Source organism: Streptomyces sp. CBMA156 (genome assembly GCF_014596515.1).
In the GTDB taxonomy this organism is placed as follows: domain Bacteria; phylum Actinomycetota; class Actinomycetes; order Streptomycetales; family Streptomycetaceae; genus Kitasatospora.
This window is the reverse complement of the sequence record NZ_MSJQ01000344.1, coordinates 1-25,273: the sequence shown is the minus strand read 5'-3', so window position 1 is coordinate 25,273 and position 25,273 is coordinate 1. Positions and strand designations below refer to the sequence as shown.

Sequence of the window (25,273 nt, the reverse complement as noted above, 5' to 3'; positions counted from 1 at the left end):
GCCCGCGCGGTATGGGAGGCCGGACGGCGACCAGCTCGGGCCCGACCACGGTTCAGGCCCACTCGTCTGCCTTGACCTCGGTTTGCTTCAGCACGCGGTCGATCGCATCCGACGCCTTGTCCGGCGGATAGCCGTAGTAGTTGAGCAGGAACTGGACCTTGGCGCGGATGCGGTCGCGTGCCTGGCTCTTGATCCGCCAGTCGACGGTGACATCCTCCGACACCAAGCGGTACAGGTGCCGGGCGATCTGTCGGAGGACGTCGTCGCCCATCTGCAGAGCGGAGGGGTTGGCGGCTACGGCGTCGTAGAAGGCGAGCTCGTCTTCCGTGAGGCCGAGTTCGGCGGCCCGGACCCGGTCGGCGGACACCTCGCGGGCGAACTCGACGAGGATGTCCATAGTCTGGGCGGAGGTGATCAGTCCGTTGTGATACCGGTTCATCGTCTCCTGCATGCGCTTGGTGAAAGCGTGCTGCCGGGTGATGTTGCCTGGGTGAGAGTCGCGGATCTCCTTCATCAGGGAGCGGCGCAGGGCTTCGAGGGCCAGGTTGGGGTGCCGGCTCTCCTTTAGCTGCGCGACGAACTCCTCGTCCAGATGCGAGAGGTCGGGCTTGGTGAGACCGGCCGCGTTGTAGATGTCCACCACCCCGTCCGCGACAACCGCTGCGGCGTTGAGCTGCTCGATGTAGCGGAGCTGGTCGGCGGCGGTGGCGAGACCCTGGTCGGCCCGTTCGTCCGCGTCGAGCTTCTCGCGCGAGGCGCGCACGGACGCGAAGAATCGAATGTCGTCGAGGAGGTCCATGACGCCCTCGTGAGTGGGGCAGAGCGAGAAGGCTTGGGACAGCAGCTTGCCGAAGTGCATGAAGCGCTGGAGGCGGGTGGGTTTCCCGGGCTCCAGAGCGGGCTCGGCCTCCCGAAGGAACTCCAGGACGGCGTACAAGGCTTCCTGATAGCCAGCCGAGGCGAGCGTCTCCCGCCACGGGCAATCACGGAGCAACTCGGTGATCGATTGATGCTTCTCCCGTACGGCCGTAACGGCCTCGGAGATGTGTGCGCCGATGGTCTCCTTGTCCTGGTCGATGTCCGAGGTGTACTCGGCGATGGCATCCGTGAGATGTCGAGTGACCCCCAGGAAATCCACCACCAGGCCAGACGGTTTCTCGCCCCAGGTCCGATTGACGCGCGCGACGGCCTGCATAAGGGCGGCGCCGCGCATCCGACGGTCGAGGTAGAGGGTGTGCAGCGGGGGCGAGTCGAAGCCGGTCAACCACAGAGACTGAACGATGACGAGTTCGAGTTCGTCGTCAGGGTCAGTGGCCCTGCCCTGGATGCTTTTGAGCTTCTCGGGTGAACGGACGTAGGGAGCAATCTCGTCGTCGTCCTTGCCCGCATTGCCGGTGTAAACGACCCGGATCTTCCCGGTGTCGTCAGGCAGCAGCCCGGTCTTCTTGTCGGGCTCGCCGACCCAGTCGCGACGGCGATCGGCGAGGGCATTGAAGAGCCGGGCCGCGATCCTGCGCGAGGAGCAGACGACCATCCCCTTGCCGGGTCTGCCCGTAAGCTTGATCATCTCCCTACTGCGGTTGTCCCAGTGGGACAGGAGAGTATCGGCGAGCTTCGCTATGCGCTCAGGCGCACCGATCACGCTCTCGAACGTGGCGAACTGGGCACGGGCACGGGCTTGTTCTGCCTGACTCAGTCCCTCGACCAACCCCTCGGCCTGGGCGTCCATCTCATCCAGGTCTTTGTCGGCAGGGAGTTTTACCTTGTGGAGGATTGGCTCATAGAAGACACGGACGGTGGCCCCGTCGCTAACCGCCTGGGTGTGGTCGTAGGTGTGAATCGTCGGCCCGAAGACCGCGAGGGTGTTGCCCCTCCGGTTGTCGATCGGGGTGCCGGTGAAGGCGATGAACGTGGCGTGAGGGAGCGCGTCCCGCAGATGGCGGGCGAAGCCGTCCTCGAAGTCGTAGTGGCTGCGATGCGCCTCGTCGACAATGACGATGATGTCCCGGCGGTCTGACAGCAGTGGATGCCGGGCACCCGTTGCCTTCTCCGCCTTGCTGATCCGGAACTTTTGGAGCGTGGTGAAGATGACACCGCCGCTGCCCTCGCCTCGGACGAGAAGTTCCTTCAACTGGTCACTGTTATGGGCCTTCTCAGGCTGGCCGCCGATGGCTCTATGAAGGCTGTGGCTGGCGTTGAACGTGTCAAAAAGTTGGGTGTCGAGGTCGACTCGGTCAGTGACGAGAACGACTGTCGGAAGGGGCAGACCGGGCAGACCAGCCAGCTTGCCGGTGTAGAAGAGCATTTCTTCGCTCTTGCCGGCACCCTGCGTGTGCCAGACGACACCCGCTCTGCCGTCCGTGGCCGCGGCGGACGCGGTGGCGGCGAGGGCTGTGTTGACAGCGATGTACTGGTGAGCCTTGGCGAGCTTCACTGTGTCCACGCTGCCGCCGGTGCCTTCGGCGGAGTAGGACAGGAAACTGGCGATTTGGCCGAGGAAGTGGGTGGGTTCGAGTGCCCCGGCGATCATCCGCTCTAGGGCCCGCCCGTCCTCACGCTCTTCCTTCTTCTTAAGTAGGACCCCGTCCTCGGCATGCCAGGGCGCCATGTGCTCCCACGGTGTGAACGGGGTGCCGAGGCGGGCGGTCACCCCGTCTGTGGCGACGGCGAGAAATAACGTCCGGAAGGTCCCGTCGCTCTTGAGCTCACGCCGGTAGTTCTGGATCTGGTCGTACGCCGTGCGGGAGTCATCTGGCCCGCTGGCCTTCTTCAACTCGATGACGGCGAGCGGGAGTCCGTTGACGTACAGGATGATGTCGAAGACGAATGCGCGCTCGCTGGCCGCACGTATCCGTACCTGCGAGGAGGCCACGAGATCGTTGCCGTGCGGGTCGGTGAAGTCGACGGGGCGGACGGTCACACTGCGCTTCTTGTCGGTGAGCGGGTCCGTATAGCTGACTTTCAGGCCGCCGGTGAGTTTCTTATAGAAGTCCCAGTTCTTACGGACATCGCCGCCTGGCGTCTGCCGCAGTAGCTCGGTGATCGCCTCCTCCACCGCGTGAGAGGGGAGTTGAGGGTGACGAGTGGCGATGGCGGTACGCAGGCGAGGGTACAGGACCAGGTCACTCCAGCCCTTGCGGTGCCCGCTGTTCGGATTCAGCTCCTTACCGGGAAAGTGCTGCCAGCCGAACTCGGCGAGCTGATCGAGAGCGAGTACCTCCCACTGAGCCTCCGAGGAATTGCCGAAGGCCCGCGCCGCGAACTCCCCTGCCCTGGCGGCACTCTCCTCGCTCATGACGCAACATCCTCCACGACGCGCACGGCGTCCTTGACGCGAATCTTTCCGGTGATGAGCTGGGGGATCAAGGTGTCGCGAAGATTGGCAAGTGTACGGTTCTCGAATGCCGCTTGCTCGATGGACGCGTGCAGCGTTTCGAGGACGTCGGAAAGCTGCTCCCGAACACCTATGGAAGGAAGCGTAATCGGCCAGGTTGGCATTTCCTTGAGCGGAATCCGGTCGACCGTAGCCCCGTGCACGGTGCGCCGCCGGATTTCCTCTTGGAAGTGTGGGCTCAGATAGGCATGGAGGAGCAGCGCGCCCCTGACGGCTCCGGGTTTGGGGCGCAGCAGGCCCATACGCCGACCGAGGCTCGCCCGCACGTCGGGGGGCATGAGCGCAGCTTCACCCAGCCGTGTCTCGTAGGAGAATAGTACGTCGCCCTTACTTGGCTGAACACGCCGAGTCCAGCGGGGAAAATCCTCCTCTGCGAGATGTGCAGATTCGGCCAGATCAAGGACACCACCCTTGAGGCTGCTGATACTGAGAAACCACGGCCCTTCGGTGGTCTTCTTCGGTGTGGCGTGCGGACCGTCAAAGACGTCGGCTACGTCGCTGATGCACAGGGGTTCAGCGTATTCCACGACCCCCATGTGTGCCTTGGCAAGTGCGAACGCGGTCTCGGCGATCTGCTCGTTGACGGCGATCTTGTTGTCGAGCGCGCCCAGAACTTCGGTGATGGCTCGCTGTGATTGAAGATCTGGAAGTGTGACCTTGAGTGAACCGATATCTGCCAGATTCAGATAGTCGGCCATATCCGTCTGCCCCTTGAGGCGGGCGGCCTGTACGCGGAACGCATCGCTGCGAAACCAATAGTAGAGGTATTTAGAGATGACCTCGTTCTCGCCGGTAATCCGGAAGTAGCAAACCTGCGGGCTGTATGAGAACTCGGCGGATTCTTTAGGGATCACGGCTACGCGACCCACTGTGCCCTTGGTTGTGAGCACGATGTCGCCGGGGCGCGCAACTTTCTGTTTCATAGAGGCTCGAAACTCCGACCGGACGAACTCGGAGTAGACGGGGGAGATCTTCCCGTCGAGCACCTCTGCCACTCGGAGGATTGGGAATCCCGAAGGTCCTAGTTCAGAGCGCTTGGTGCGGTATCCATCTCCAAATTCAATTTCGCCGGCCAGCGCCAGTTCCTTTAGCGTCCACTGCCGCTGGTTCTGCGTCACAGCCTCCCCACCTGCTCCCGCACTGCTGCCTCTAGGCGACCAGCTTCCTCGAAGTGCATGAACAGTTCCTTCGTAAGCCGCTCTACCTTCGCCTCCGCCGATTCCGCGTCCGGATCCTGCTCCGCCTCGGCGACCCCCACATACCGCCCGGGTGTCAGGACGAAGCCGTTGCTCCGTACTTCCTCCAGAGTCGCGCTCCGGCAGAAGCCAGGAACATCTGTATATGTCCCCGCACCTTCGAGCCCGCGCCATGAACGGAAGGTTGAGGCGACCCGCTCGATGTCCGGCTCCTTGAGCTCTCGCAGCGTGCGCTCTTCCATCGTGCCAAGCCCGCTCGCATCGATGAAGAGAATTTCACCGGCACGCCCCTTGACCCAATCCGCGTGCCGCTTGCTTTTCCCCTCCGCGAGAAACCACAGGCATGCTGGAATCTGAGTGGACCGGAATAGCTGCCCCGGAAGTGCCACCATGCACGCCACAAGGTCGTCCTCGACCATCCGTCGCCGGATGTCGCCCTCGCCCCCCGATTTGCCGCTCATCGAGCCGTTAGCCAGGACGATTCCCGCCCGTCCGCCCGGCCGTAGCTTGTTGACCATGAGCTGGATCCATGCGAAGTTCGCGTTGCCTACCGGCGGTAGGCCGTAGGTCCAGCGGGGGTCCATACTGAGTCGTTCACCACCCCAGTTGGAGATGTTGAACGGCGGGTTGGCGAGGACCACGTCGGCTTTCAGCCCGGGGTGCTGGTCCTCGTGGAAAGAGTCGGCGGGCTCATCCCCAAGGTTTGCTTCGATGCCATGGATGGCGAGGTTCATCTTCGCCAGCCGCCACGTCGTAAGGTTGCGCTCCTGGCCGTACACGGAGACATTGAAGCGGTTGCCCTCGTGCAGCTCGATGAACTTCTCGGCCTGGACGAACATGCCGCCCGAGCCACACGCAGGGTCGAGGACACGCTCACCCTCTTGCGGTTCCAGCATCTCCACGAGCAGCCGCACGATGGACTCGGGTGTAAAGAACTCCCCGCCCTTGCGTCCCTCGGCGAGCGCGAACTGAGCGAGGAAGTACTCGTACACCTCACCCATCAGGTCCCTGGCCCCGGTTCGCTTACCGTCCTCGCCGACCTGGGACTGAAATTCGAGACGGTCGAGGAGCTTCACCAGGCCGGCCAGCGTCGTCTCGTTGACTCGCGGGCTGTTGTACTCCTGGGGGAGGGTGTCCTTGAGCGCCGGGTTGACCTTTTCGATGGAGTCCATGGCGTCATTGATGACCTCGCCGAGGGACTGGCCCTCCAGGGTTCCTCTGGCCCGTTCCATCACCACTTCCCAGCGGGCGGTCGGCGGTACGTAGAAGAGCCCGGCGCCCGTGTACTGCCTGCGGTCCTCAACCGTCTGGGAGATCAACTCCTCCGAGGCGGTGCCCTCGAGGCCGAGCGAGGCGAGCATGCTGCCGTCCCTGAGACCCTCTTCCAACTGCGCGCGCTTCTCGGCCATCGCCACGGAGACGTACTTGAGGAAGACGAGCCCGAGCACGAAGTGCTTGTACTCGGCCGCGTCCAGAGTTCCTCGCAGCTGGTCGGCGGACTCCCAGAGGATCGCCTTCATCGGCTTGGGCTTGGCGTCCTTCTTCTTCCGTGGTGGCACTGGTGCTCGCTTCTCTAACAGTTGCGTGGTTCCGCGCGTACTGAGGGGGGCTACCAGAGAAGCCTACAGACGAGTAGGTGGGGAAACAGTGGCTCCGGGGAAGACCAGGTCGCCCGATGTTTCGCCCCTGTCGCATGCCCACCTGCCTCGTTCGCGGCTGATGCATCCGCTCGCCCGGGGTGGAAGCCTGCCGTCGGCCGTCTGCCGACCACGGGTCTCCCGGACCATGCGTGAGCGATGCGTGAGCGGACGGCGCAGCGCGTGCCGGTTCGGACGGGATGGTGGGTCACGATGCAACGTTCTGACCTGCGGGTTCGTCACCAGGTGATCGATGTCGGCAGCAGCCAGCATGATCACTCTCGGGCTCGTAATGCGTAGGTCGCGGGTTCGAATCCCGCAGGCGGCTCTGTGAAAGCCCCAGGACTCACTCGCCGTGACCTGGGGCTTTTGCCTTTACTGCATCCGTCGTCGCCGCCGTCGCGCGCGGGCCACCCTCGTGTTCGCGGTCCCCTTCGAGCACCTGGAAGTCGAACTCGCCTTTCCCGCCGGGCTCGGCCGGGCGGCCTGGGGCACCGAGACGTCGATGACCGCTGAGGCGGTGCTGCTGTGGACCGCAACGTTCTGACCTGCGGGTTCATCACCAAGTGGTCGGTCCTGGCAGCAGCCGGCGTGATCACTGCCGGGCTCGTGACGCGCAGGTCGCGGGTTCGGATCCCGCGGGCGGCTCCATGGGGAAACCCCAGGTCGGGGATCCGGCCTGGGGTTTTCTCGTTGTGGTGGCCGGGTGGGCGTGGTCAGGAGGTGGGGAGGACGGAGACGTTGCCGACGTCGGAGTGCAGGCGCAGGTGATTGGTCGCGGAGGAGTCGTTGGTGACGCGGATGGTGCGGTCGCCGACGTCCGAGGAGGCGTCCACGGCGTAGCGGCCGTTCGGGACGCGGAGGGTGACGTCGCCCGCGGAGCTGGTGGCCTTCACGTTGCCCGGCGCGGCGGCGAAGGACAGGTTGATGTTGCCGCCGTCCGTGCTCGCCGTCAGGGCGCCCGAGACGCCGTCGGCCTTGATGTCGCCCGCCTCGCTGTGCAGGTCGCCGCCGCCCGTCGTTCCGGTCAGGGTGACGTCGCCGGCCGAGGCGCGGAGGGTGACCTTGGCGCCCTTGGGCACCTCGACGGTGTAGTCCACCGAGCAGGTCGTGTTCGCGCCCAGGACGGAGCCGCAGCCGCCGGCGGACAGGGTGAGCGTGCCGCCGTTCTGGTTCCTGGTGACGGCCGGCTGCTTCGACCGGTAGCGCACCGTTTCGGTGACCTTGGTGGTGCCGCCGGCGGCGGGACGGGTGACGATGTTCCCGTGGTTGGTGGTCACCACCAGTTCGGTGACCTGCTCGGCGAAGTCGAACTCCGCCACGTGGGCGGGCCCGTCGCCGACGCCGCCCAGGTCGCCGACCCCGCAGCCGGCCAGCCCGCCGAGGGTGACCACCACGACGGCGGAGGCGACGGCGGCGCTCCGGACGCGCTGCGGCCGGATCACCCCCGGCCACCCGTGGGCGCCGGCTCCGCGAGTGTCCGGCCGTAGCGGTCGGTGTCGTGGAAGAAGTCGGGCATGGTCCGGAGTTCTCCGGCGGCGTCGACCGCGTCGTAGACGTGCTTGGCGACCACGAGGTCGAGCACGCCGAGGCCGAACGGGGAGAACACCACGGGTCGGTCCGCGGGCGGCGCGATCCGTCCGCCGAGCACGTCGTCGAGCGTGCCCGCGACGAACTCCCGGTTGCCGAGGGCCTGTTCGGCCAGGTGCGGGGAGGTGCCGGCCTTGAGGCAGTGCTCGACGTCGTCCACCACGTTCCAGGCCGAGAGGATCACCTCGGTCGACAGGTCGCGCAGCGACAGGTGCAGCACCAGGGGGTTGTGGTCGAACCAGGCCGGCTCGTGCACGTGCGGCTCGCCCGCGACGGTGGCGAAGACCACCAGGTCGCTGGTCCGGATCAGGTCCTCGGCCGTGGCGTGCACCGTGACGTCCGAGGACTGCGACCGGCGCAGGTAGTCGGAGAAACCCGCGGCGTGCTCGGAGGACAGGTCGTGCACGCCGATCTCGTCGAAGTCGAACCCGGCCGCCGCGAGGTAGGTGTGCACGTAGCGGGCGATGAGCCCGGCCCCGACGAACCCGAGACGGCGCGGCGTGGTGCCGCGTGCCTCGCCGAGCGCGCGAGCGGCCAGGGCGGCCGATGCGGCGGTCCTGGCCGCGCTGATGATCGAACTCTCCAGCAGGGCGAACGGGTAGCCGGTCTCGGCGTCGTTGAGCACCAGGACCGCGGAGGCGCGCGGTATGCCGGCGGCCACGTTCTCCGGGAAGCTGGCGATCCACTTCAGGCCGTGCACGCCCACCTCCCCGCCCACCGAGGCCGGCAGGGCGATGATCCGGGACGACGGCCGGTCGGGGAAGCGCAGGAAGTAGGAGTCGGGGTTGACGGTCTCACCGCCGCCGTGCAGCCGGTACGCCTTCTCGACCGCCGCGATGACGGCCTGCTCCCGGCCGGCCACGGCCTGGTGCACCTGGGCGCCGGAGATCACGGCGAACGTCGGAATGCGGGACATGGTCACTTCTCCACGGGCTAAGGGTCGGGTGGGTCAGCGGGTGTGTCAGAGGGAGAGGCCGCCGTGGACCTCGAACACCGAGCCGGTCATGTAGGCCGCACGGTCGGAGGCCAGGAAGCCGACCAGTTCGGCGACCTCCTCGGGACGGCCCAGCCGGCGCAGCGGCACGTTCTGCAGGATCCGTCCGATCGCGGCTTCGGAGGCACCGCCCACCATGTCGGTGTCGATCAGGCCCGGCGCGACGGCGTTGGCCCGCACGCCGCGCGGACCGAGTTCCTTCGCCAGGCTCTTGGTGAAGGCGATGATCCCGGCCTTGGAGGCGGCGTAGTTGGCCTGCCCGGCGTTGCCGGAGATCCCGGAGACCGAGGAGAGGTTGACCACGCACCCGCGGCCGCGCTTGGCCATGCCGGGCGCCACCGCCCGGCACAGGTGGTAGACCCCGTCCAGGTTGACGCTCAGCACCTGCTGCCAGTCCTCGTCGCGCATCAGCACCAGCGGACGGTCCCGGGTGATGCCGGCCGAGGTCACCACGGTGTCCACCGGCCCCAGTTCGCGTTCCGTCTCGCGCACCCAGTCGCGTACGGCGGCACCGTCCGAGGCGTCGCAGCGGGTCGCGAGGACCCGGACGCCCAGATCCGCCGTCTCCTTCAGCAGCGACTCGGCCGCGGCCTCGTCGGACCGGTAGCAGAAGGCCACGTCGTGACCGTCCCGGGCCAGCCGCAGCACGACCGCCCGCCCGATGCCCCGCGAACCACCGCTCACCATCGCGGTCATGACGTCACCTCGAAGAGTCGCAGTACCGCGACGGCGACGGTGCCGTCCCGGTCCACCGCCGAGACCAGGGCCACCCGGCCGGCGGCGGTCGGGTCGGCCCCGGCGATCACGAGCAGCGCCGCGATCTGGAGGGTCGCGGACGCGGCGCCGGTGTCACCGAGCAGCGCCATCGACGGGACCCGGTCCAGTGCTTCCGACGGCACCAGTGAGGCCAGCGCGGCGCGCTCCGCCTCGCCCTCGGGGGTCGGCGCGGCCGTGGGGACGGCGGCCCACACCTCCTCCGGCGCGACGCCCGCCCGGTCGAGGGCGCGGCGGGCGCAGGAGGCGACGGCGGCCTGCGGGTCGTCGTCCACGTCGATGCCGGTGGAGACGGCCAGCACCGCGGCGAGCGGCGGCAGTTGACCGGCTCCGGCCGGTTCCAGCAGCAGCAGCCCACAGCCCTCGCCGAGCAGCGGGGCGGGCTCTCCGGGAGTGCCGGCGGCCTGTTCCAGCCAGGCCTGGGTGGGGGCGAACTCCTCGGCGGAGCCGACCAGGCAGTTGTCGGCGCGGCCCTGGTCGAGCAGGCGGCGCGCGTAGTTGAGGGCGAGCAGGCCGCTCACCCGTCCGCCGCCGACCGTGGCGTTGGGGCCGCGGAGGTCGTGCCGGATCGCGGCCGCCCCGGCGGAGTGGTTCATCACGCAGCCGGGGATCAGGCCGACCTCGACGTAGAAGGGCCTGGCGTTGGTCAGCGAGCCCCGGATGACCGCGGCCATGGTCTCCTTGCCGCCCATGGTGGTCCCCATGACGAGGCCGGTGCGCTCGTCGGTGTGCGGCACGGGCCCGTGGTCGGGGTCGGCCAGCAACTGGTCCGTGGCGAGCAGGGCCATGACGGCCAGCCGGTCGAGGGTGTAGCTGTACTCCCGGCCGAGCAGGCCGGGACGGTCGAGGTCGGGCACCAGACAGGCGTCGGGGCGGGGCAGCCTCGGGCCGTCGGGCTCGGTGCGGGCCGCGGCCAGCCCCGAGCGCACGCCGTCGGCGAAGTCCCGCCGGGAGAGGCCGTGCGCGGAGACCGCCGACCAGCCGGTGATGACGAGACCGTCGGCCGGCAGGGAGGCTGCTACCGGGGGCGCGGACATCAGACACGCTCCTTGAGGGAACCGAGGATCAGGACGGCGTTGTTGCCGCCGAAGGCGCTGGAGTTGTTCTGGACGATCTGCACGTCAGCCGTGACCGCGTGGTTGGGGACGCAGTCCACCGGGCACTGCGGATCGGTCTCCTGGTGGTTGATGGTCGGCGGGATGAACCCGTTGTGGATCGACAGGGCGCAGGCGGCGGCGGCCAGCGCACTCGCGGCGCCCATGGAGTGGCCCAGCATCGACTTCAACCCGACGGTGCGGGGCGGGCGTTCGCCGTAGACGTCGACGATGGCGCCGGCCTCGGCGGCGTCGTTGGCGCGGGTGCCGGTGGCGTGCGCCGAGATGTAGTCCACCTCGTCCTTCTTGACGCCCGCGTCGGCCAGGGCGAGTTCCATGGCGCGGGCGACGCCGTCCCGGCTGGGCGCGGTGGGGTGCTGGGCGTCGCAGGAGAGGCCGTAGCCCAGGACCTCGGCGTAGATGCGGGCGCCGCGGGCGAGGGCGGATTCCAGGGACTCCAGCACCAGGACGCCGCCGCCCTCGCCGGTGAGGATGCCCTTGCGGTTCACGTCGAACGGCCGCACCACGTCGGGGGTGATGGCGCCGAGCCGCTGGAAGGTGGCGAACGTCTTGCGGCACACCGCGTCGGCGCCCCCGCACAGCGCGAGGTCGGCCTCGCCAGACCGGATGACGTCCAGGCCGTAGCCGATGGAGTAGTTGCCGGCCGCGCAGGCGGTGGTGAGCGTGACCGCCTCCGCGTCGCGGAGCCGCAGTTCGCGGGCGACGGCGGTGGACAGCCGTCCCGAGCCCAGGCGCCGGGCCAGCACCGGGTCCAGCGCGTCGGGGCCGCCGTCCGCCAGCTCCTGCTCGACCAGGAGGCCGAGGTCGTGGGACTCGCCGTCGGTGGTGCCGATGCTGATCAGCACGTGCCGGTCCGCGAGTTCCTCGTCCGTCAGCCCGGCGTCCTCGACGGCCTGGCGGGCCGCGGCGACGGCGAAGTGCCCGGCGCGGCCGGTGTAGTCGAGCGGCATGTTGCGGATCCAGCGGGCCGGCTCGAAGTCCTCGACCTCGGCGGCGTTCTTCCGCAGGAATCCGGTGGTGTCGATCCGGGTGAGCGGGCGGGCTCCGGAGCGGCCCTCCCGCAGCGCCACGGCGTACTCGTCGGCACCGGTGCCGATGCTGGTGATGACGCCGATGCCGGTGACGACGACGGTGCGGCGGGCCTGGGCCGCCGGCTGCGGAGCAACGGACACGGGACTCCCTACCATCCCGCCGCGCGCGCGGTGACCCGGTGGATCGCCCCGACGTTGACCATCTCCGGCAGCTCCTCCATGTCGATGACGATGGTGAACTCCATCTCGATCGCGCTGAGGATGTCGATGAGCTTCAGCGAGTCCACGCCCAGTTCGTCGACCAGGTGCGTCGAGTCGCCGAGGGCGGAGGACTCGACACCGATCTGCTTCGCGACGATTTCCCTGATCCGGTCGTAGTGCTCTGGCGTAACGGTGGACATGGTTCTCCTTCGGGCTCGACTTCGGGCTCGACGTGCAGGCTCCGGTGGTTCCGGACGCCAACCTAGGGGGCACCGATGATTGGCAACTGACATCCCGCTGACGCTGGTTCGCCTCCGACGCGGGCTCACCGACGGCGCCGGTTCAGCACCGACGGCGCCGGTTCAGCACCGACGGCGCCGGTTCAGCACCGACGGCGCCGGTTCAGCACCGACGGCGCCGGTTCAGCACCGACGGCGCCGGTTCACCACCGGCGCTCCGGTGCGCCACCGGCGCGGGATCACCGCTCGACGGCCCGCCGGAAGCCGCGCAGCGCGGCGGGTACGACGGCCAGCAGCACGATCCCGAGGGAGCAGGCGACCACGATCCCGGGGTGGGACGCCGGGAATCCGGCGGCCGTGGGCCCGGTCGGCTGGTTGCCCCACAGGACGCGGCAGACGGTGATGACGGAACTGACGGGGTTCCACTCGGCCGCCGGACGGAGCCAGCCCGGCAGCCCGTCCACCGCGACGTAGGCGTTGGACAGGAAGGAGAGCACGACCAGGATCAGTGCCCCGGTGCCGTCGATCGCCTCCACGTTCCGCATGGTGGTGCCGAGCAGGATGCCGACCCACAGCATGACGAACGAGAAGGCGAGCAGGACCGCGAAGCCGGCCAGGATCCGGCCCGGCCCCCCGTGCGGGCGCCAGCCGAGCAGGAGACCGAGGCCGGAGACGGCCACCAGCCCGACCACCGCGGTGACCATGTCCGACAGGGCGCGGCCGACCAGCACGCTGCTGGCCGAGATCGGCAGCGAGCGGTAGCGGTCGACCAGTCCGTCGCGCAGGTCGATGGCCACGCCCAGGGCGGTGGGCCCGACGCCGGCCAGGGCGACCTGGGCGGCGATCCCGGCCATGATGTAGTCCTCGTAGGAGGAGACCCCGGGAATGGCGATCGAGCCGCGGAACAGGTAGCCGATGGCGATCAGCATGACGGCCGGGGTCATGGTGATCAGCAGCAGCCTGCCCGGCGACCGGCGCAGGTGGCGCAGGTGGCGGCCGGTCAGGACCGTGGTGTCGGCCAGGTAGGCTCCCAGCGCCGTCATGGCTGATCGGTTCCTTCCGTGGAGGGGGCCCCGGTCGGGGCGGCGGCGCCGGTGAGGGCGAAGAACACGTCGTCGAGCGAGGGCCTGCGGACCTGGAAGTCCGCGGCGGTGATGCCGCGGTTCCGCAGTTCGGAGGCGGCCAGCGCGACGTCGTCCAGCCCGTGTTCGAGCGGGACGGTGACCCGGCAGCCGTCCTCGTGGGTGGTCGGGGCGCGGCCGCCGAGCGCGGCGAGCGCGGCCGCCGCGGCCTGCAGCTGTCCCGGCTGGGCCACGGTCACCTCCAGGCTGTCGGTGCCGACCTTGCGCTTCAGCTCGTCGGGGCTGCCCTCGGCGACGACCCGGCCGGCGTCGATGACCACGACGCGGTCGGCCAGCTCGTCCGCCTCCTCCAGGTACTGGGTGGTCAGCAGGACGGTGACGCCGCCGGAGACCAGGTCGCGCACCACCTGCCACAGCACGTTCCGGCTGACCGGGTCGAGGCCGGTGGTCGGCTCGTCCAGGAACAGCACCTCGGGCTCTCCGACGACGCAGGCCGCCAGGTCGAGACGGCGGCGCATGCCGCCGGAGTAGGTGCCCACCGTCCGGTCGGCGGCGTCCAGCAGCCCGAAGCGGTCCAGCAGTTCCTGGGCGCGCGCCGCCGCGCCGCGTCGCCCGAGCCGGAGCAGCCGGCCCAGCAGCACCAGGTTCTCCCGACCGGTCAGCAGCGCGTCCACGGCGGCGTACTGACCGGCCAGGCCGATCCTGCGGCGCACCTCGCGGGGGGCGCGGGAGACGTCGTGGCCGGCCACCACGGCGCGGCCGCCGTCCGGTCGCAGGAGGGTGGCGAGGATCCGGACGGTGGTGGTCTTGCCGGCGCCGTTCGGGCCGAGCACGCCCAGCACCGACCCGGCCGGCACCTCCAGGTCGATGCCGTGCAGGGCGGTGTGGGTGGCGTAGCGCTTGCTCAGCCCCTCGGCGAGGATCGCCTTCTCGGTGGCCACCGGTCAGCCCCGGTTCCGCAGGCTCAGCGGCCGCATGTCGGTCCAGTGCTGCTCGATGTGGTCGACGGCGGAGGTGCGGTCGGTCTCGGCGAGCGCGACGGTCCAGCCGTCCGGCAGGTCCGCGAAGGCCGGCCACAGCGAGTGCTGGTCCTCCTCGTTGACCAGTACGAGGAAGCGGCCCTCGGGGTTGTCGAAGGGGTTGCTCATGACATGTCTCCCAGGTCGTCGGAGGTCGTACGGGGGGCGGCTGTGGGGGAGTGCAGGGCGGCCAGCCGGTGTTCGACCAGCCGGCCGATCGTGGCGGCCGGGCCGGGGCCCAGCATGTCCGCGTGGGCGCAGGGCACCGGGAGGACGTCGACACCGCCGGTCACGTACTGCTCCCAGGTCTTGGCGCGGACCCGCATGTCCTGCCCGTCCAGGGATCCGGTGGCGACCAGCAGGGTCATCCCGCCGTCGAAGGTCTCCGGGGTGTGGGCGCGGAACAGGTCGACGTTGCCGCGCATGACCGTGAGCAGCCGGGCCAGGGCGGCTTCGTCGAAGGCCGCGAGCGGGCCGCCGGTCCCGGCGAGCAGGGCCGCGACGGCCGTGACGGTCGGCCGGGGCAGCGCGTCGGCGCCGAGGCCCGCCTCGGTGAGGAAGTCCCTGAGGAAGTCCTCGTCGGTGGGCCGCTCCCCGGGGGCGGAGTCCGGGTAGGCGTCGAGATTGGCGAGGAACGCGACCTCCTCGCCCTCGGCGCGCAGCCGGACGGCCATCGCCTGCGCCACGATGCCGCCGTAGGACCAGCCGAGCAGGTGGTAGGGGCCGCTGGGCCGGACGGTGCGGATCCGGGCGACGTAGTCCTCGGCGACCGCGGCCAGGTCGGCCGGCGGGGTCTGCTCGCGGGCGAGGCCGGGCGCCTGGAGGGCGTGGACCGGCTGCGCCGGGTCGAGGTGGCGGGCGAGTTCGGCGAAGGGCAGGCCGAAGCCCAGGCCGCCGTGCACGCAGAACAGCGGTGCCCGGGTTCCACCGGACCGGATCGGCAGCAGGGGGGCGAGCAGGTCGAGCGGGCCGTCGGCCGCGTCCGGCCGGCCGGACGCACCGGGGTGAGCGGACTCACCGGGGCCGCCGGACCCGTCGGGGCGACCCGCCACGGCCAGTTCCGCCAGGGTGCGGTACTGGAAGACGGCGGCCAGGTCCAGCCGCAGCCCGGCCTGTCCGGCGGCGTTCACCAGGCGGATGGCCTTGAGGCTGTCGCCGCCGAGCGCGAAGAACCCGTCGTCGGGGCCGACCGCCGCGCGGCCCAGCACCTCGGCCGCCGCCGCGCAGATCACCCGCTCGGCCGGTGTACGGGGCAGCGCGGGGGCCGCGCCCGCCGACACCGGGGCGGGCAGCGCCGCGGTGTCCAGCTTTCCGTTGGGGGTCAGCGGCAGCTCCGTGAGCAGCACGAACGCGCCGGGTACCGCGTGCGCGGGCAGCGTCCGGCCCAGGTCCCGCCGGAGGTCCGCCGGTTCCGGACGGGCGCCGTCGGGGGCCGGCACCAGGTAGGCGACCAGCAGCCGGTCCCCGGAGCCGTCGTCCCTGGCGGTGACCGCGGCCCGGGCGACCGACGGGTGCGCGGCCAGGGCCCGTTCGACCTCACCGGTCTCGATGCGGTAGCCGCGGACCTTCACCTGGTGGTCGCTGCGGCCGGTGAACTCCAGGCGGCCGTCCACGTCCCAGCGCACCAGATCGCCGGTGCGGTACATCCGGGTTCCGGGCGGACCGAACGGGTCCGCGACGAAGTGTCCGGCGGTCAGCCCGGGGCGGCCGAGGTAGCCGCGGGCCAGTCCGGGACCGGCCACGTGGAGTTCACCGACGGCGCCGTACGGAACCGGCCGCAGCGCCTCGTCCAGGACGTACACGGCGGTGCCGCCGATCGGCCGCCCGATGGGGACGGACCCGGCGTCCGGCGGAAGGGTGTGCACCTGGTGGACGGTGGCGACGACGGCGGCCTCGGTCGGCCCGTAGGCGTCCACCACCGCCGTCCCCGGCAGCGCCCGGCGGAGTCTGCGCACGTGCTCCGCGGAGACGGCCTCGCCGCCGGTGAGCAGCAGCCGCAGCGGGGCGAGGCAGGCCGGGTCGAGGTCCGTGATGACGTTGACCAGCCGGGGGGTGAGCAGGGCGACGGTGACGCCGTTGTCCCGCAGCAGCGTGCCGAGCCGTTCGGGGTCGGCCGGCCCCGGCGGGTTCACCGCCAGTCGCGCGCCGTGCGCGAGGGGGGTCCACACCTCGAACACCGAGGCGTCGAAGGCCGGCGAGGCGTTCCACAGGAACGTGTCCGTGCGGGCGAAGCCCAGGTCGGGCATGCCGTGCACCAGCCGGGCGACGGCCCGGTGGGAGACGGCGACGCCCTTGGGGGTGCCGGTCGAGCCGGACGTGTAGATGACGTAGAGCAGGTCGTCCGGGTCGGGCCCGCCGTCCGGCGTGACCTCGGGGCGGGCGTCGATCTCCCGGCGGGTCCGCGGGTCGTCCAGGCAGACGGCCGCGCAGCCGCCGTCCGGGTCCGCGCCCGCCGCCGCCCCGGCCAGGGACCGCTGGGTGAGCAGCACCCGGGCGCCGCTGTCGGTGACCATGTGCCGCAGCCGGGCGGCCGGGTAGGCCGGGTCGAGCGGCAGGTAGGCGGCACCGAGCCGGGCCGTCGCCAGCATCGCGACGACCGCGTCCCGCCCGCGTTCCAGGCACAGTGCCACGACGTCACCCCGGCCGACGCCGTGGGCGGCGAGATGGCGGGCGGTCCGGTTGGCCGCGGCGCCGAGCTGGCGGTAGGTCAGCGCGCCGTCGAGGCGGGCCCCGGCTCCGGCGGCGAACCGCAGGGCGATCGCCTCGGGCGCGGCGGCCAGGTGCGCGTCGAACAGGGCGGTGACCGTGGTGCGGGGCGGTTCCACCGGGCCTTCGCCCAGGTCGCGCAGGTCGCGCCGGGTCCCGGGGGTGAGGACCTCCAGGCGGGAGAGCGGGCGGGTGGGCGCGTCGGTGGCCGAGACCAGCAGTTCCAGCAGCGCGGAGGCGAGGCGCCGCACGGTGCGTTCCTCGAACAGGTCGCTCGCGTACTCGACCGCCAGGTCGATCCGGTCGGCCGCCGGGTCCGCGGTCAGCTGGACGAAGAGGTCCCACTTGGCGGTGCCGCCCGCGGCCGGCAGCGGCTCCATCGCCAGTTCGGTGCCGGTGTCGGGGACCGGGTCGGCGTCCCGGCAGTCCAGGATCACCTGGAACAGCGGGTTGCGGGACAGCGACCTTTCCGGCTTGAGGGCCTCCACCAGGCGCTCGAACGGCAGGTCCTGGTTCTCGTAGGCGGCCAGGTCGAACTCCCGCACCCTGGAGACGAGTTCGGAGAACGAGGGATCGCCGGAGGTGTCGGTGCGCAGCACCAGGGTGTTGACGAACATGCCGACCAGGCCGTGCAGCCGGGCGTCGCCGCGTCCCGCCACGGGGCTGCCGACGGGGATGTCGGTGCCGGCGCCGTAGCGGGTGAGCAGGGCCGCGAGCCCGGCCTGCGCCACCATGAAGAGGCTGGCCCCGGAGTCGCGGGCGAGGGCCCGCAGCGCGCGGACCAGCGGGGCGGGGACGGGCAGGTGCACGGTGCCGCCCCGGTGGCTGGCGAGGGCCCGCCGGGGCCGGTCGAAGGGCAGCTCGATCTCGACCGGCAGGTCGTCCAGTGCCCGGCTCCAGTACGCGAGTTGGCGGGACAGCTCGCTGTGCGGGTCCTGCTCCGAGCCGAGCAGCCGGCGCTGCCACAGGGTGAAGTCGGGGTACTGGACCGGCAGCGGGGCGAAGGCGGGCGTCTGCCCGGTGAGCCGGGACCGGTACGCCTCGGCCAGGTCGCTCGACAGCGGCCCGAGGGACCAGCCGTCGGCCGCGATGTGGTGCAGCACCAGGACGAACACGTGGTCGTCCGGGGCCAGGGCGAACAGCGTGGCCCGCAGCGGCGGCCGGGCGGCGAGGTCGAAGCCGCGGGCGGCCTCGGCGGCGAGCGCGTCCGGCAGTTCCTTCTCGGCGCAGTCCACCAGGGACAGCGGCGGATCGGCCGCCTCCGGGGTGAGCACGACCTGCTCGGCGCCGGTGCCGTCGCCGCCGACGGCCGGGAAGACGGTGCGCAGGGACTCGTGGCGGGTGACCAGGTCGCGCAGCGCCGCGTGCAGCGCGTCGGTGTCCAGTGCCCCGCGCATCCGCACCGCGAACGGGATGGAGTACAGCCCGTCGGGCACCCCGAGCCGCTCCAGGAACCACAACCGCTCCTGGGCGTGGGAGAGCGGGATCGAGGCCGGCCGCTCCAGCGCGGCGAGTTCGGGAAGCTTCCGGAGTTCCTCGCCGGACGGGTCCTGGCGGGCGGCGAGCAGGGCGGCCAGGGCGGCGGCGCTGGGGGCCTCGAACACCTCCCGCACCGACAGCGCGCCGCCGAGCCTGGCCCGCACCAGGTTGGCCGCCCGCGCGGCCAGCAGCGAGTGCCCGCCCAGGGCGAAGAAGTCGTCGTCGGCGCCGACCCGGTCGAGGCCGAGCACCTCGCCGAGGATCGCGCACAGCTCCCGCTCCTCGGCGGTCTCCGGCAGCCGTCCGGCGGCGGTGTGCTCGGGGGCGGGCAGCGCCCGGACGTCCACCTTGCCGTTCGGGGTGACCGGCAGCGTCGCGAGCACGACCAGGGCGGCGGGCACCATGTGGGCCGGCAGGGCCGCGGTGGCGTGCGCCCGCAGCGCGTCCGGGTCGAGGACGGTGTCGCCGCGCGGCACCACGTAGCCGACCAGGCGGCGGTCCCCTGGCCGGTCCTCCCGGACCGTCACCGCGATCTGTGCGACGGACGGGTGGCTCCCGAGCACGGCCTCGATCTCGCCCGGCTCGATGCGGAAGCCCCGCAGCTTGACCTGCTGGTCGGCGCGACCGACGTAGTCCAGGGCGCCGTCCTCCAGCCGGCGCACCACGTCGCCGGTGCGGTACATCCGGGTGCCGGGCGGCCCGAACGGGCAGGCGGTGAACCGGGCGGCGGTCAGGCCGGGACGGTCGTGGTAGCCGCGGGCCAGCCCGGGGCCGGCCACGTACAGCTCGCCGGCCACACCGGCCGGCACCGGCCGCAGGGCCGAGTCGAGGACGAACAGCCGGAAGGCCGAGACCGGTGTGCCGATCGGCGGCCTGCCCGCGCCGTGCAGCGGCTCGCTGACGCTCGCGCAGACCGAGGTCTCGCTCGGCCCGTAGGCGTTGCGCAGTTCGACGCGGGCCGACCAGCGTTCGGCCAGCGCCGACGGCAGCGCCTCGCCGGCCGTCGACAGGCGCAGGTCGGAAGGGAGTCCGGCGTCCTCGGGCAGGCCGGCCAGGACGGCGGGCGGCAGCACCGCGTGGTTGATCCGGTGGGCGACGACCAGGCGGGCCAGCGCCTCGCCCGACATCCGGCTCTCCGCCGTGGCCAGCACCAGGGCACCGCCGGTGTAGAGCGAGGCGCACAGCTCCCACACCGTGGCGTCGAAGCTGAACGACGCGAACTGCAGGGCCCTGGCTCCGGGCCCCGCACCCAGCCGTGCGGCGTGGTGGGCGGCCAGGTTGACGGCGCCCTCGTGCGGGACCACGACGCCCTTGGGCCGGCCGGTCGATCCGGAGGTGTAGACGACGTAGGCGGGGCTGCCGGGGACCGCGACGGGCGGGTGCACGGGGATCTCCGGGCCCTGAGGCAGCCGGGAGTCCAGCAGGTCGAGGTCGACCCGCGGCGCGGCGCAGCCGTCCGGCAGCCGGGTCGCGGAGGTGGTGACCACCAGGGCGGGGGCGGCGTCGTCGAGCATGTAGGCGATCCGCTCGGGCGGATAGGCCAGGTCGACGGGCAGGTACGCGGCCCCGGTCTTGAGCACCGCGAGCAGCGCGACGATCATGTCGGCGCCGCGCGGCAGGGCCAGGGCCACGAAGGTGCCGGGCCCCGCGCCGGACGCCGCCAGCTGTCCGGCCAGCCGGTCCGACGCGGTGTCGAGCTGCCGGTAGTCCAGGGTCCGCGCCGCGGCCGGGTCCTCCGGCCGGTCCTCGTCCGGGACGATCAGGGCGGGCGCCCGCGGGGCCCGGTCCGCGTGCCACCGGAACAGCTCGTGCAGGGTGGTGCCGCGGGTGCGGTCGTCGCGCAGGTCGGCGGCGGCGCCGGACCCCTCCGGGGCCTCACCGCTCCCGCCGATCCTGGCCAGCAGGGTGTCGGGGGCCGCGGCCGTCCGCTCCAGGGTTTCGACGAGCAGGTCCAGCACCCGGGCGGCCGTGCGGGCGCCGTCGCCGTCGAACGCGCTGGGCGCGTGGGCGAGGGAGAAGTCGAGCCCGTCGCCCGGCGTCACGGTCAGGCCCAGCGCGAAGTGCGTGGCGGTGCGCACCCGGAGGTCGGTGAGTACGAGGCCGCCGCCGTCGGCGGACGGCACGGCCGCGGCCATGGGATAGCTCTGGAAGGCGATCGCGGTGTCGAACAGTTCGCCGCGCAGGCCGGCCGCGGCCTGGACCTCGGCGAGCGGCAGATGGGTGTGCGGCAGCAGGTCCACCTGCTGCCGGGCCAGGGCCCGGATCAGCTCGGCGACGGTGTGGTCGGGGCGCACCTCGGCACGCACCGGCACCGTGTTGGCGAACAGTCCGATCATCGTCTCGACGCCCGGCAGTCCGGCCGGCCGGCCGGAGGTCACCGTACCGAAGACCACGTCCTGGCGGCCGGACAGGTATCCGAGCGCCACCGCCCAGCAGGCCTGCACGGCCGAGTTGAGGGTGACGCCCTCGGCCGCGCACCAGGACGAGAGCGCCCGGGTCAGCTCGGGGGAGAGGGAGGCCGATCGGACCTCGGGCAGTGCGCCGTCGTCCTGTCCGACGGAGTGCGGCGCGAGGCGCAGCGGGCCCTCAAGCCCGGCCAGGGTCCCGGCCCAGGCGGTGCGGGCGGCCTCCTGGTCCTGCCCGGCCAGCCAGCGCAGGTACGTCCGGTACGGGACGGGCTCGGGCAGCGGCCCGGGCGGCGCCTCGGGCCCGGCGAGGCCCGCCAGGGTGAGCAGTTCCCGGGCGGCGAGCGGCATCGACCAGCCGTCCAGCAGCAGGTGGTGCACCGACCACAGCAGCCGGTAGCGGCGCCTGCCGAGACGGATCGCGGTGAAGCGCATCAGCGGGGGCCGGGACGGGTCGAAGCGCTGTAGCCGGTCCTCGTCGGCGATCCGGTCGGACGCGGCCCGGCGCCGCCGGTACGGAAGGTCCGTCAGATCGGCCTCGCGCCAGGGCACCCGGACCGATTCCTGGTCCAGGACCACCTGCACCGTCTCGCCGTTGCGGCGGGGCCGGAAGCAGCTCCGCAGGTGCGGGTGGCGGCCCAGCAGCTCCGCCGCCGCCGCCCGGAGGCGGTCGGTGGGCAGCTCCCCCTCGACCCGCACCGACAGCTGGAGGATGTAGGGGTCGGGGCCGCTTCCCTCGGCGGCGAGGTAGTGCAGCCCCTGCTGGAGCGGGGAGAGCGGCAGCGCTTCGACGATCCTCGGCGTCCCGGTCACAGCATGTCCTCGCTCAAGTCGATCTCCATAAACGCCAGTTCGTCCTCGTCCAGGGCCAGCAGGGGCTCCTCCGCGGCGCCGGCCCGGTCCGGCCGGGGCGCGTCGGCGACCTCGGCCAGGGCCGCGACGGTCCGGCCGGTGAAGACGTCCCGCACTTCGAGCGCCAGCCCTTCGAGATGCGCCCGGCTGACCACCTGGATGGCCCGGATGCTGTCGCCCCCGAGGGCGAAGAAGTCGTCGGTCGCACTCACCCGCTCCACGCCCAGCACCTCGGCGAAGACCGCGCACAGGGTCTCCTCGCGCTCGGTCCGGGGCGCGCGCGGCGCGGCGGAGGGCACGTTCGGGGTGCCCGGGGCCGCTGTGGGGGCCGGTGCCGCGCCGGTCTTCGGCCGCAGCGGCGAGCCCATCCGGGCCAGCGTGGTGTCGGGGGCGGTGGCGGCGACGTGCAGCAGCGCGGTGAACCGTTCGGTGATCGCGGCCACCCGGTCGCGCCGGAAGGCGGCGGGCAGGTAGTCCAGTCGCAGTCGCAGCCGGTCGCCGTCCGGCAGTACCGCCATGCTCAGGGGGTGGTGCCGGGCGTCGCGGGCCTCGGCGCGCACCACCCGCACCGGTTCCGCGCCGGCCCCGCCGTCGGCGCCCGCCGTCGCGCCGGATCCGATCGGGAAGTTCTCGAACAGCAGCACGGTGTCGAAGGCCTCTCCGACGAGTCCGGCGGCCCGGTGGATCTCGGCCAGTCCGAGGTGCTCGTGCGGCAGGAGTTCGGCGCGCTCGTCCTGGAGGGTGCGCAGCAGGCCGCCGAGCGTGGCGTCGGGGTGCAGCCGGACGCGCACCGGCACCGTGGTGAGGAACATGCCCACCATCGACTCGATCCCGGGCACCTCCGCGGGCCGGCCGGCCGTGATCGCGCCGAACACCACGTCCTGGGATCCGGTCAGTTCACCGAGCAGCAGTGCCCAGCATCCCTGCACCACGGTGTTGACGGTGAGGCCGGCGCCGCGGGAGGCGGCGAGGAGCCGGTCGGTGAGCTCCTGGTCGAGGTCGAGGTGCAGCGACTCCGGGAGGGACACCGTCGCTCCGGTCGCGGCCGGGGCGACCAGGGTCGGGCCGGGCAGCTCGGCGAGCGCCCGCCGCCAGGCCTCACGGGCCGCATCGCGGTCACGCGCGGCGAGCCAGGCGTAGTAGGAGCGGTGCGGGGCGGGCGCCGGCAGCTCGACGGGCGTTCCGGCCGCGCCGCCGCCGGTGTGCTCGGTGCCCTTGGTGCGCTCGGCGCCCTCGGTGTACTCGGCGAGCAGCGCGAGCAGTTCCCCGACCAGGATCGGCATCGACCAGCCGTCGACCAGCAGGTGGTGGCTGGTCCACAGGAACCGGTAGTGCCGCGGCCCAGTCTTCAGCAGGGTGAAGCGCAGCAGCGGCGGTGCGGCCAGGTCGAACCTGCGGGTGCGCTCCTCGTCGGTCAGGCGCTCGGCCTCGGCCGCCCGCTCGGACTCCGGAAGGTGCGTCAGATTGACTTCCCGCCAGGGGAGTTCGGCATCGGACGGGATCAGCTGGACGGGGTCGCCGGAGGCGCGGTGAAGGAAGCAGGCCCGCAGCGCCGGGTGGCGCCGCAGCAGCGTCTGCCCCGCGGCCCGCAGTGCGGCGGGATCCAGCTCGCCCTCCAGGTCCGCGGCGATCTGCAGGGTGTAGACGTCGACCCCGTCCCGCTCGGCCTCGTGGTGGAACAGCAGTCCCCGCTGCAGCGGCGTGAGCGGCAGCACGTCCGAGAGCGCCTGCCCCGGAGCGAGCGCGGGGCTCACCCCGGCCAGTTCGGCCTCGTACCGCTCGATCTCCTCCTGCTCCAGGGCGACCAGCGGGAAGTCGGACGGGGTGGCGCCGCCCGCGCCCGGCGCCATGGCGTACTCGGCCAGGGCGCGCAGCGCCCGGAACCAGTCGTCGGCCAGTTCGGCGACGGACTCCCGGTCGAGGATCCCGCCGGCGAAGGTCCAGTTGGCGACCAGGTGCGGGCCGTCGGCCCGGTCCTCGGTCGCCGGGGTGAGCGCGAGGACGTGCTCCAGCGGCATCGCCGGCTGCGTGCCGGTGCCGACGATGCCGCCACCGGTGACCGGTGACCAGAGCACGTCCTCCCTGGCGTCGAACCGGCCCATGTAGTTGAAGCCGAGCTGCGGCCGGGGGTACCCGGCGAGCAGCCGCGCGGCCTGCGGGTTGAGGTGGCGCAGCAGGCCGTGGCCGATTCCGTGCTCGGGCACCTCCCGCACCTGCTCCTTGACCAGCTTGACCGCCCGGCCGAGTGCCTCGTGGGGCCGGGGGCCCGGATCGATCCGCACCGGGTGGATGCTGGTGAACCACCCGACGGTGCGGGACAGGTCCAGGCCGTCCGCGATCTCCTCGCGGCCGTGGCCCTCCAGTTCGATCAGCGTTCCGCTCGTCCCGTCGCCGCGGCGCCGCTGCCGCCACTGCGCGACGGCGACCGCCAGGGCGGCCAGCAGCACGTCGTTGACCTCGGCCCGCAGGGCCGCGGGAACGGTGCTCAGCAGCAGTCCGGTGACCTCGGGCGGGAGTTCGGTGCGCAGGGTGTCGGCGGTGGCCCTGACGTCCCGCGCCGGGTCCAGCCGGCGGGGGCCGAGCAGCGGGTCGGATCCGGTCAGGATCCTTTGCCACAGCGCAAGTTCGGGTCCGCGCGACTCGGTGCGGGCCCGTTCGGTCAGCAGCCTGGTCCAGGCCCGGAAGGAGGTGCCGACCGGCTGGGGCTCGGGTGCGCGGCCCTCCGCGAGGGCGGCGCAGGCGGCCGCCAGGTCGGTCAGCAGGATCCGCCAGGACACCCCGTCGACCACCAGGTGGTGCGCGACCAGGAGCAGGATCCGCTCCCCAGGCTCCGCCGCGGGGGCGGGGAGCAGGACGGTGCGGATCATCCGGGCCGCCGCCGGGTCGAGCCGGCGGCCGGCGGCGGTGGCCTGCCGGTCGATCAGCCGGAGCAGCTCCTGCCGGTCCGGGGACGGCCGCTCGTCCGGCAGCGCGAGGACCAGGCCGTCGTCGGCGGGCACCGCGCCGCGCGGGAGCACCTCCGTCTGCCACAGGCCGGGGGCCGGCTCGGTCAGCCGGGTCCTGAGGGCGTCGTGATGGTCGATCAGGGCCCGCAGTGCGGTGGCCAGCCGTCCGGCGTCCAGATCGGCGGGGACCCGGACGGCGATGTGCTGGCTGAAGCCGGCGGCGGAGCCGGTCGTCGAGCCGGTGTCCTCCTGGAGGCGGGCGGCGATGGGGGTGAGGTCGAGGACGCCCACCGGGTCGACCTGCCCGTCATCCTGCCCGGCCCGCCCGGTGGCCGGCCGGGCGATCCCGGCGAGGACGCGGACCGTACGCCCCGTGAAGACGTCGCGGGTGCTGAGCACCAGGCCCGCGCGGCGTGCCGCGCCGACCACCTCGATGGCGCGGATGCTGTCGCCGCCGAGGGTGAAGAAGTCGTCGTCCGCACCGACTCCGGGGAGGCCGAGGATCTCGGCGAACACCGCGCCCAGCGTCTGCTCCGGATCGGTCCGCGGACCGCGCGCCGGACCGGCGGGGCCGCCCGCGGCGGAGCCGGCCGCACCCGGGCCGCCCACGGCAG

General features: G+C 72.0%; 15 protein-coding genes. 1 reads left to right on the top strand and 14 read right to left on the bottom strand.

All coding sequences use genetic code 11. The annotated features are described in order from the left end of the window. Nucleotides 1-52: 52 nt before the first annotated feature. Genes BU198_RS29645 through BU198_RS29635 form a run of 3 tightly spaced genes read right to left on the bottom strand, consistent with a single transcriptional unit; the run spans nucleotide 53 to nucleotide 6,149 of the window. Entirely contained in the window at nucleotides 53-3,295 is a 3,243-nt protein-coding gene (locus BU198_RS29645; RefSeq protein WP_188299935.1) for a type I restriction endonuclease subunit R, read from the bottom strand. Then, a complete protein-coding gene (locus BU198_RS29640) occupies nucleotides 3,292-4,512 on the bottom strand; it encodes a restriction endonuclease subunit S (RefSeq protein WP_188299934.1) in 1,221 nt (406 codons plus the stop codon). The genes BU198_RS29645 and BU198_RS29640 overlap by 4 nt, the downstream gene beginning before the upstream one ends. After that, a complete protein-coding gene (locus BU198_RS29635) occupies nucleotides 4,509-6,149 on the bottom strand; it encodes a type I restriction-modification system subunit M (RefSeq protein ID WP_188299933.1) in 1,641 nt (546 codons plus the stop codon). Before BU198_RS29635 ends, BU198_RS29640 begins: the two co-directional genes overlap by 4 nt. Nucleotides 6,150-6,582: 433 nt before the next feature. Here BU198_RS29635 and BU198_RS29630 point away from each other — a divergent pair, with 433 nt between their 5' ends. Further along, the gene (locus BU198_RS29630) at nucleotides 6,583-6,774 is read left to right on the top strand and encodes a hypothetical protein (protein ID WP_188299932.1); all 192 of its coding nucleotides are present in this window, start codon (nucleotides 6,583-6,585) and stop codon (nucleotides 6,772-6,774) included. Between the two features lie 169 nt (nucleotides 6,775-6,943). Here the strand turns inward: BU198_RS29630 and BU198_RS43985 are convergent, their stop codons facing one another. The 11 genes from BU198_RS43985 to BU198_RS29575 form a co-directional block, all read right to left on the bottom strand. After that, nucleotides 6,944-7,672 (bottom strand): DUF4097 family beta strand repeat-containing protein, encoded by a 729-nt coding sequence (locus BU198_RS43985; RefSeq protein WP_188299931.1) that lies wholly within the window; start codon nucleotides 7,670-7,672, stop codon nucleotides 6,944-6,946. Continuing rightward, entirely contained in the window at nucleotides 7,669-8,733 is a 1,065-nt protein-coding gene (gene sbnB, locus BU198_RS29620; protein ID WP_188299930.1) for a 2,3-diaminopropionate biosynthesis protein SbnB, read from the bottom strand. Before sbnB ends, BU198_RS43985 begins: the two co-directional genes overlap by 4 nt. 45 nt (nucleotides 8,734-8,778) lie before the next feature. Further along, nucleotides 8,779-9,507, bottom strand: coding sequence for a 3-oxoacyl-ACP reductase FabG (gene fabG, locus BU198_RS29615; RefSeq protein WP_188299929.1), 729 nt, complete (start codon nucleotides 9,505-9,507; stop codon nucleotides 8,779-8,781). After that, complete coding sequence (locus BU198_RS29610; RefSeq protein WP_188299928.1) at nucleotides 9,504-10,622, bottom strand: beta-ketoacyl synthase N-terminal-like domain-containing protein; 1,119 nt, start codon at nucleotides 10,620-10,622, stop codon at nucleotides 9,504-9,506. Before BU198_RS29610 ends, fabG begins: the two co-directional genes overlap by 4 nt. Further along, nucleotides 10,622-11,887, bottom strand: coding sequence for a beta-ketoacyl-[acyl-carrier-protein] synthase family protein (locus BU198_RS29605; protein WP_188299927.1), 1,266 nt, complete (start codon nucleotides 11,885-11,887; stop codon nucleotides 10,622-10,624). Before BU198_RS29605 ends, BU198_RS29610 begins: the two co-directional genes overlap by 1 nt. After that, nucleotides 11,881-12,132 (bottom strand): acyl carrier protein, encoded by a 252-nt coding sequence (locus BU198_RS29600; RefSeq protein WP_188299926.1) that lies wholly within the window; start codon nucleotides 12,130-12,132, stop codon nucleotides 11,881-11,883. Before BU198_RS29600 ends, BU198_RS29605 begins: the two co-directional genes overlap by 7 nt. 278 nt (nucleotides 12,133-12,410) lie before the next feature. Further along, a complete protein-coding gene (locus BU198_RS29595; protein WP_188299925.1) occupies nucleotides 12,411-13,214 on the bottom strand; it encodes an ABC transporter permease in 804 nt (267 codons plus the stop codon). Beyond that, nucleotides 13,211-14,194 (bottom strand): ATP-binding cassette domain-containing protein, encoded by a 984-nt coding sequence (locus BU198_RS29590; RefSeq protein ID WP_188299924.1) that lies wholly within the window; start codon nucleotides 14,192-14,194, stop codon nucleotides 13,211-13,213. The genes BU198_RS29595 and BU198_RS29590 overlap by 4 nt, the downstream gene beginning before the upstream one ends. A 3-nt stretch (nucleotides 14,195-14,197) precedes the next feature. Beyond that, nucleotides 14,198-14,401 (bottom strand): MbtH family protein, encoded by a 204-nt coding sequence (locus BU198_RS29585; RefSeq protein WP_188299923.1) that lies wholly within the window; start codon nucleotides 14,399-14,401, stop codon nucleotides 14,198-14,200. Then, a complete protein-coding gene (locus BU198_RS29580; protein WP_188299922.1) occupies nucleotides 14,398-21,675 on the bottom strand; it encodes an amino acid adenylation domain-containing protein in 7,278 nt (2,425 codons plus the stop codon). Before BU198_RS29580 ends, BU198_RS29585 begins: the two co-directional genes overlap by 4 nt. Next, a partial coding sequence (locus BU198_RS29575; protein WP_223245109.1) for a condensation domain-containing protein occupies nucleotides 21,672-25,273 on the bottom strand: 3,602 nt, incomplete at its 5' end. The genes BU198_RS29580 and BU198_RS29575, both read right to left, overlap by 4 nt.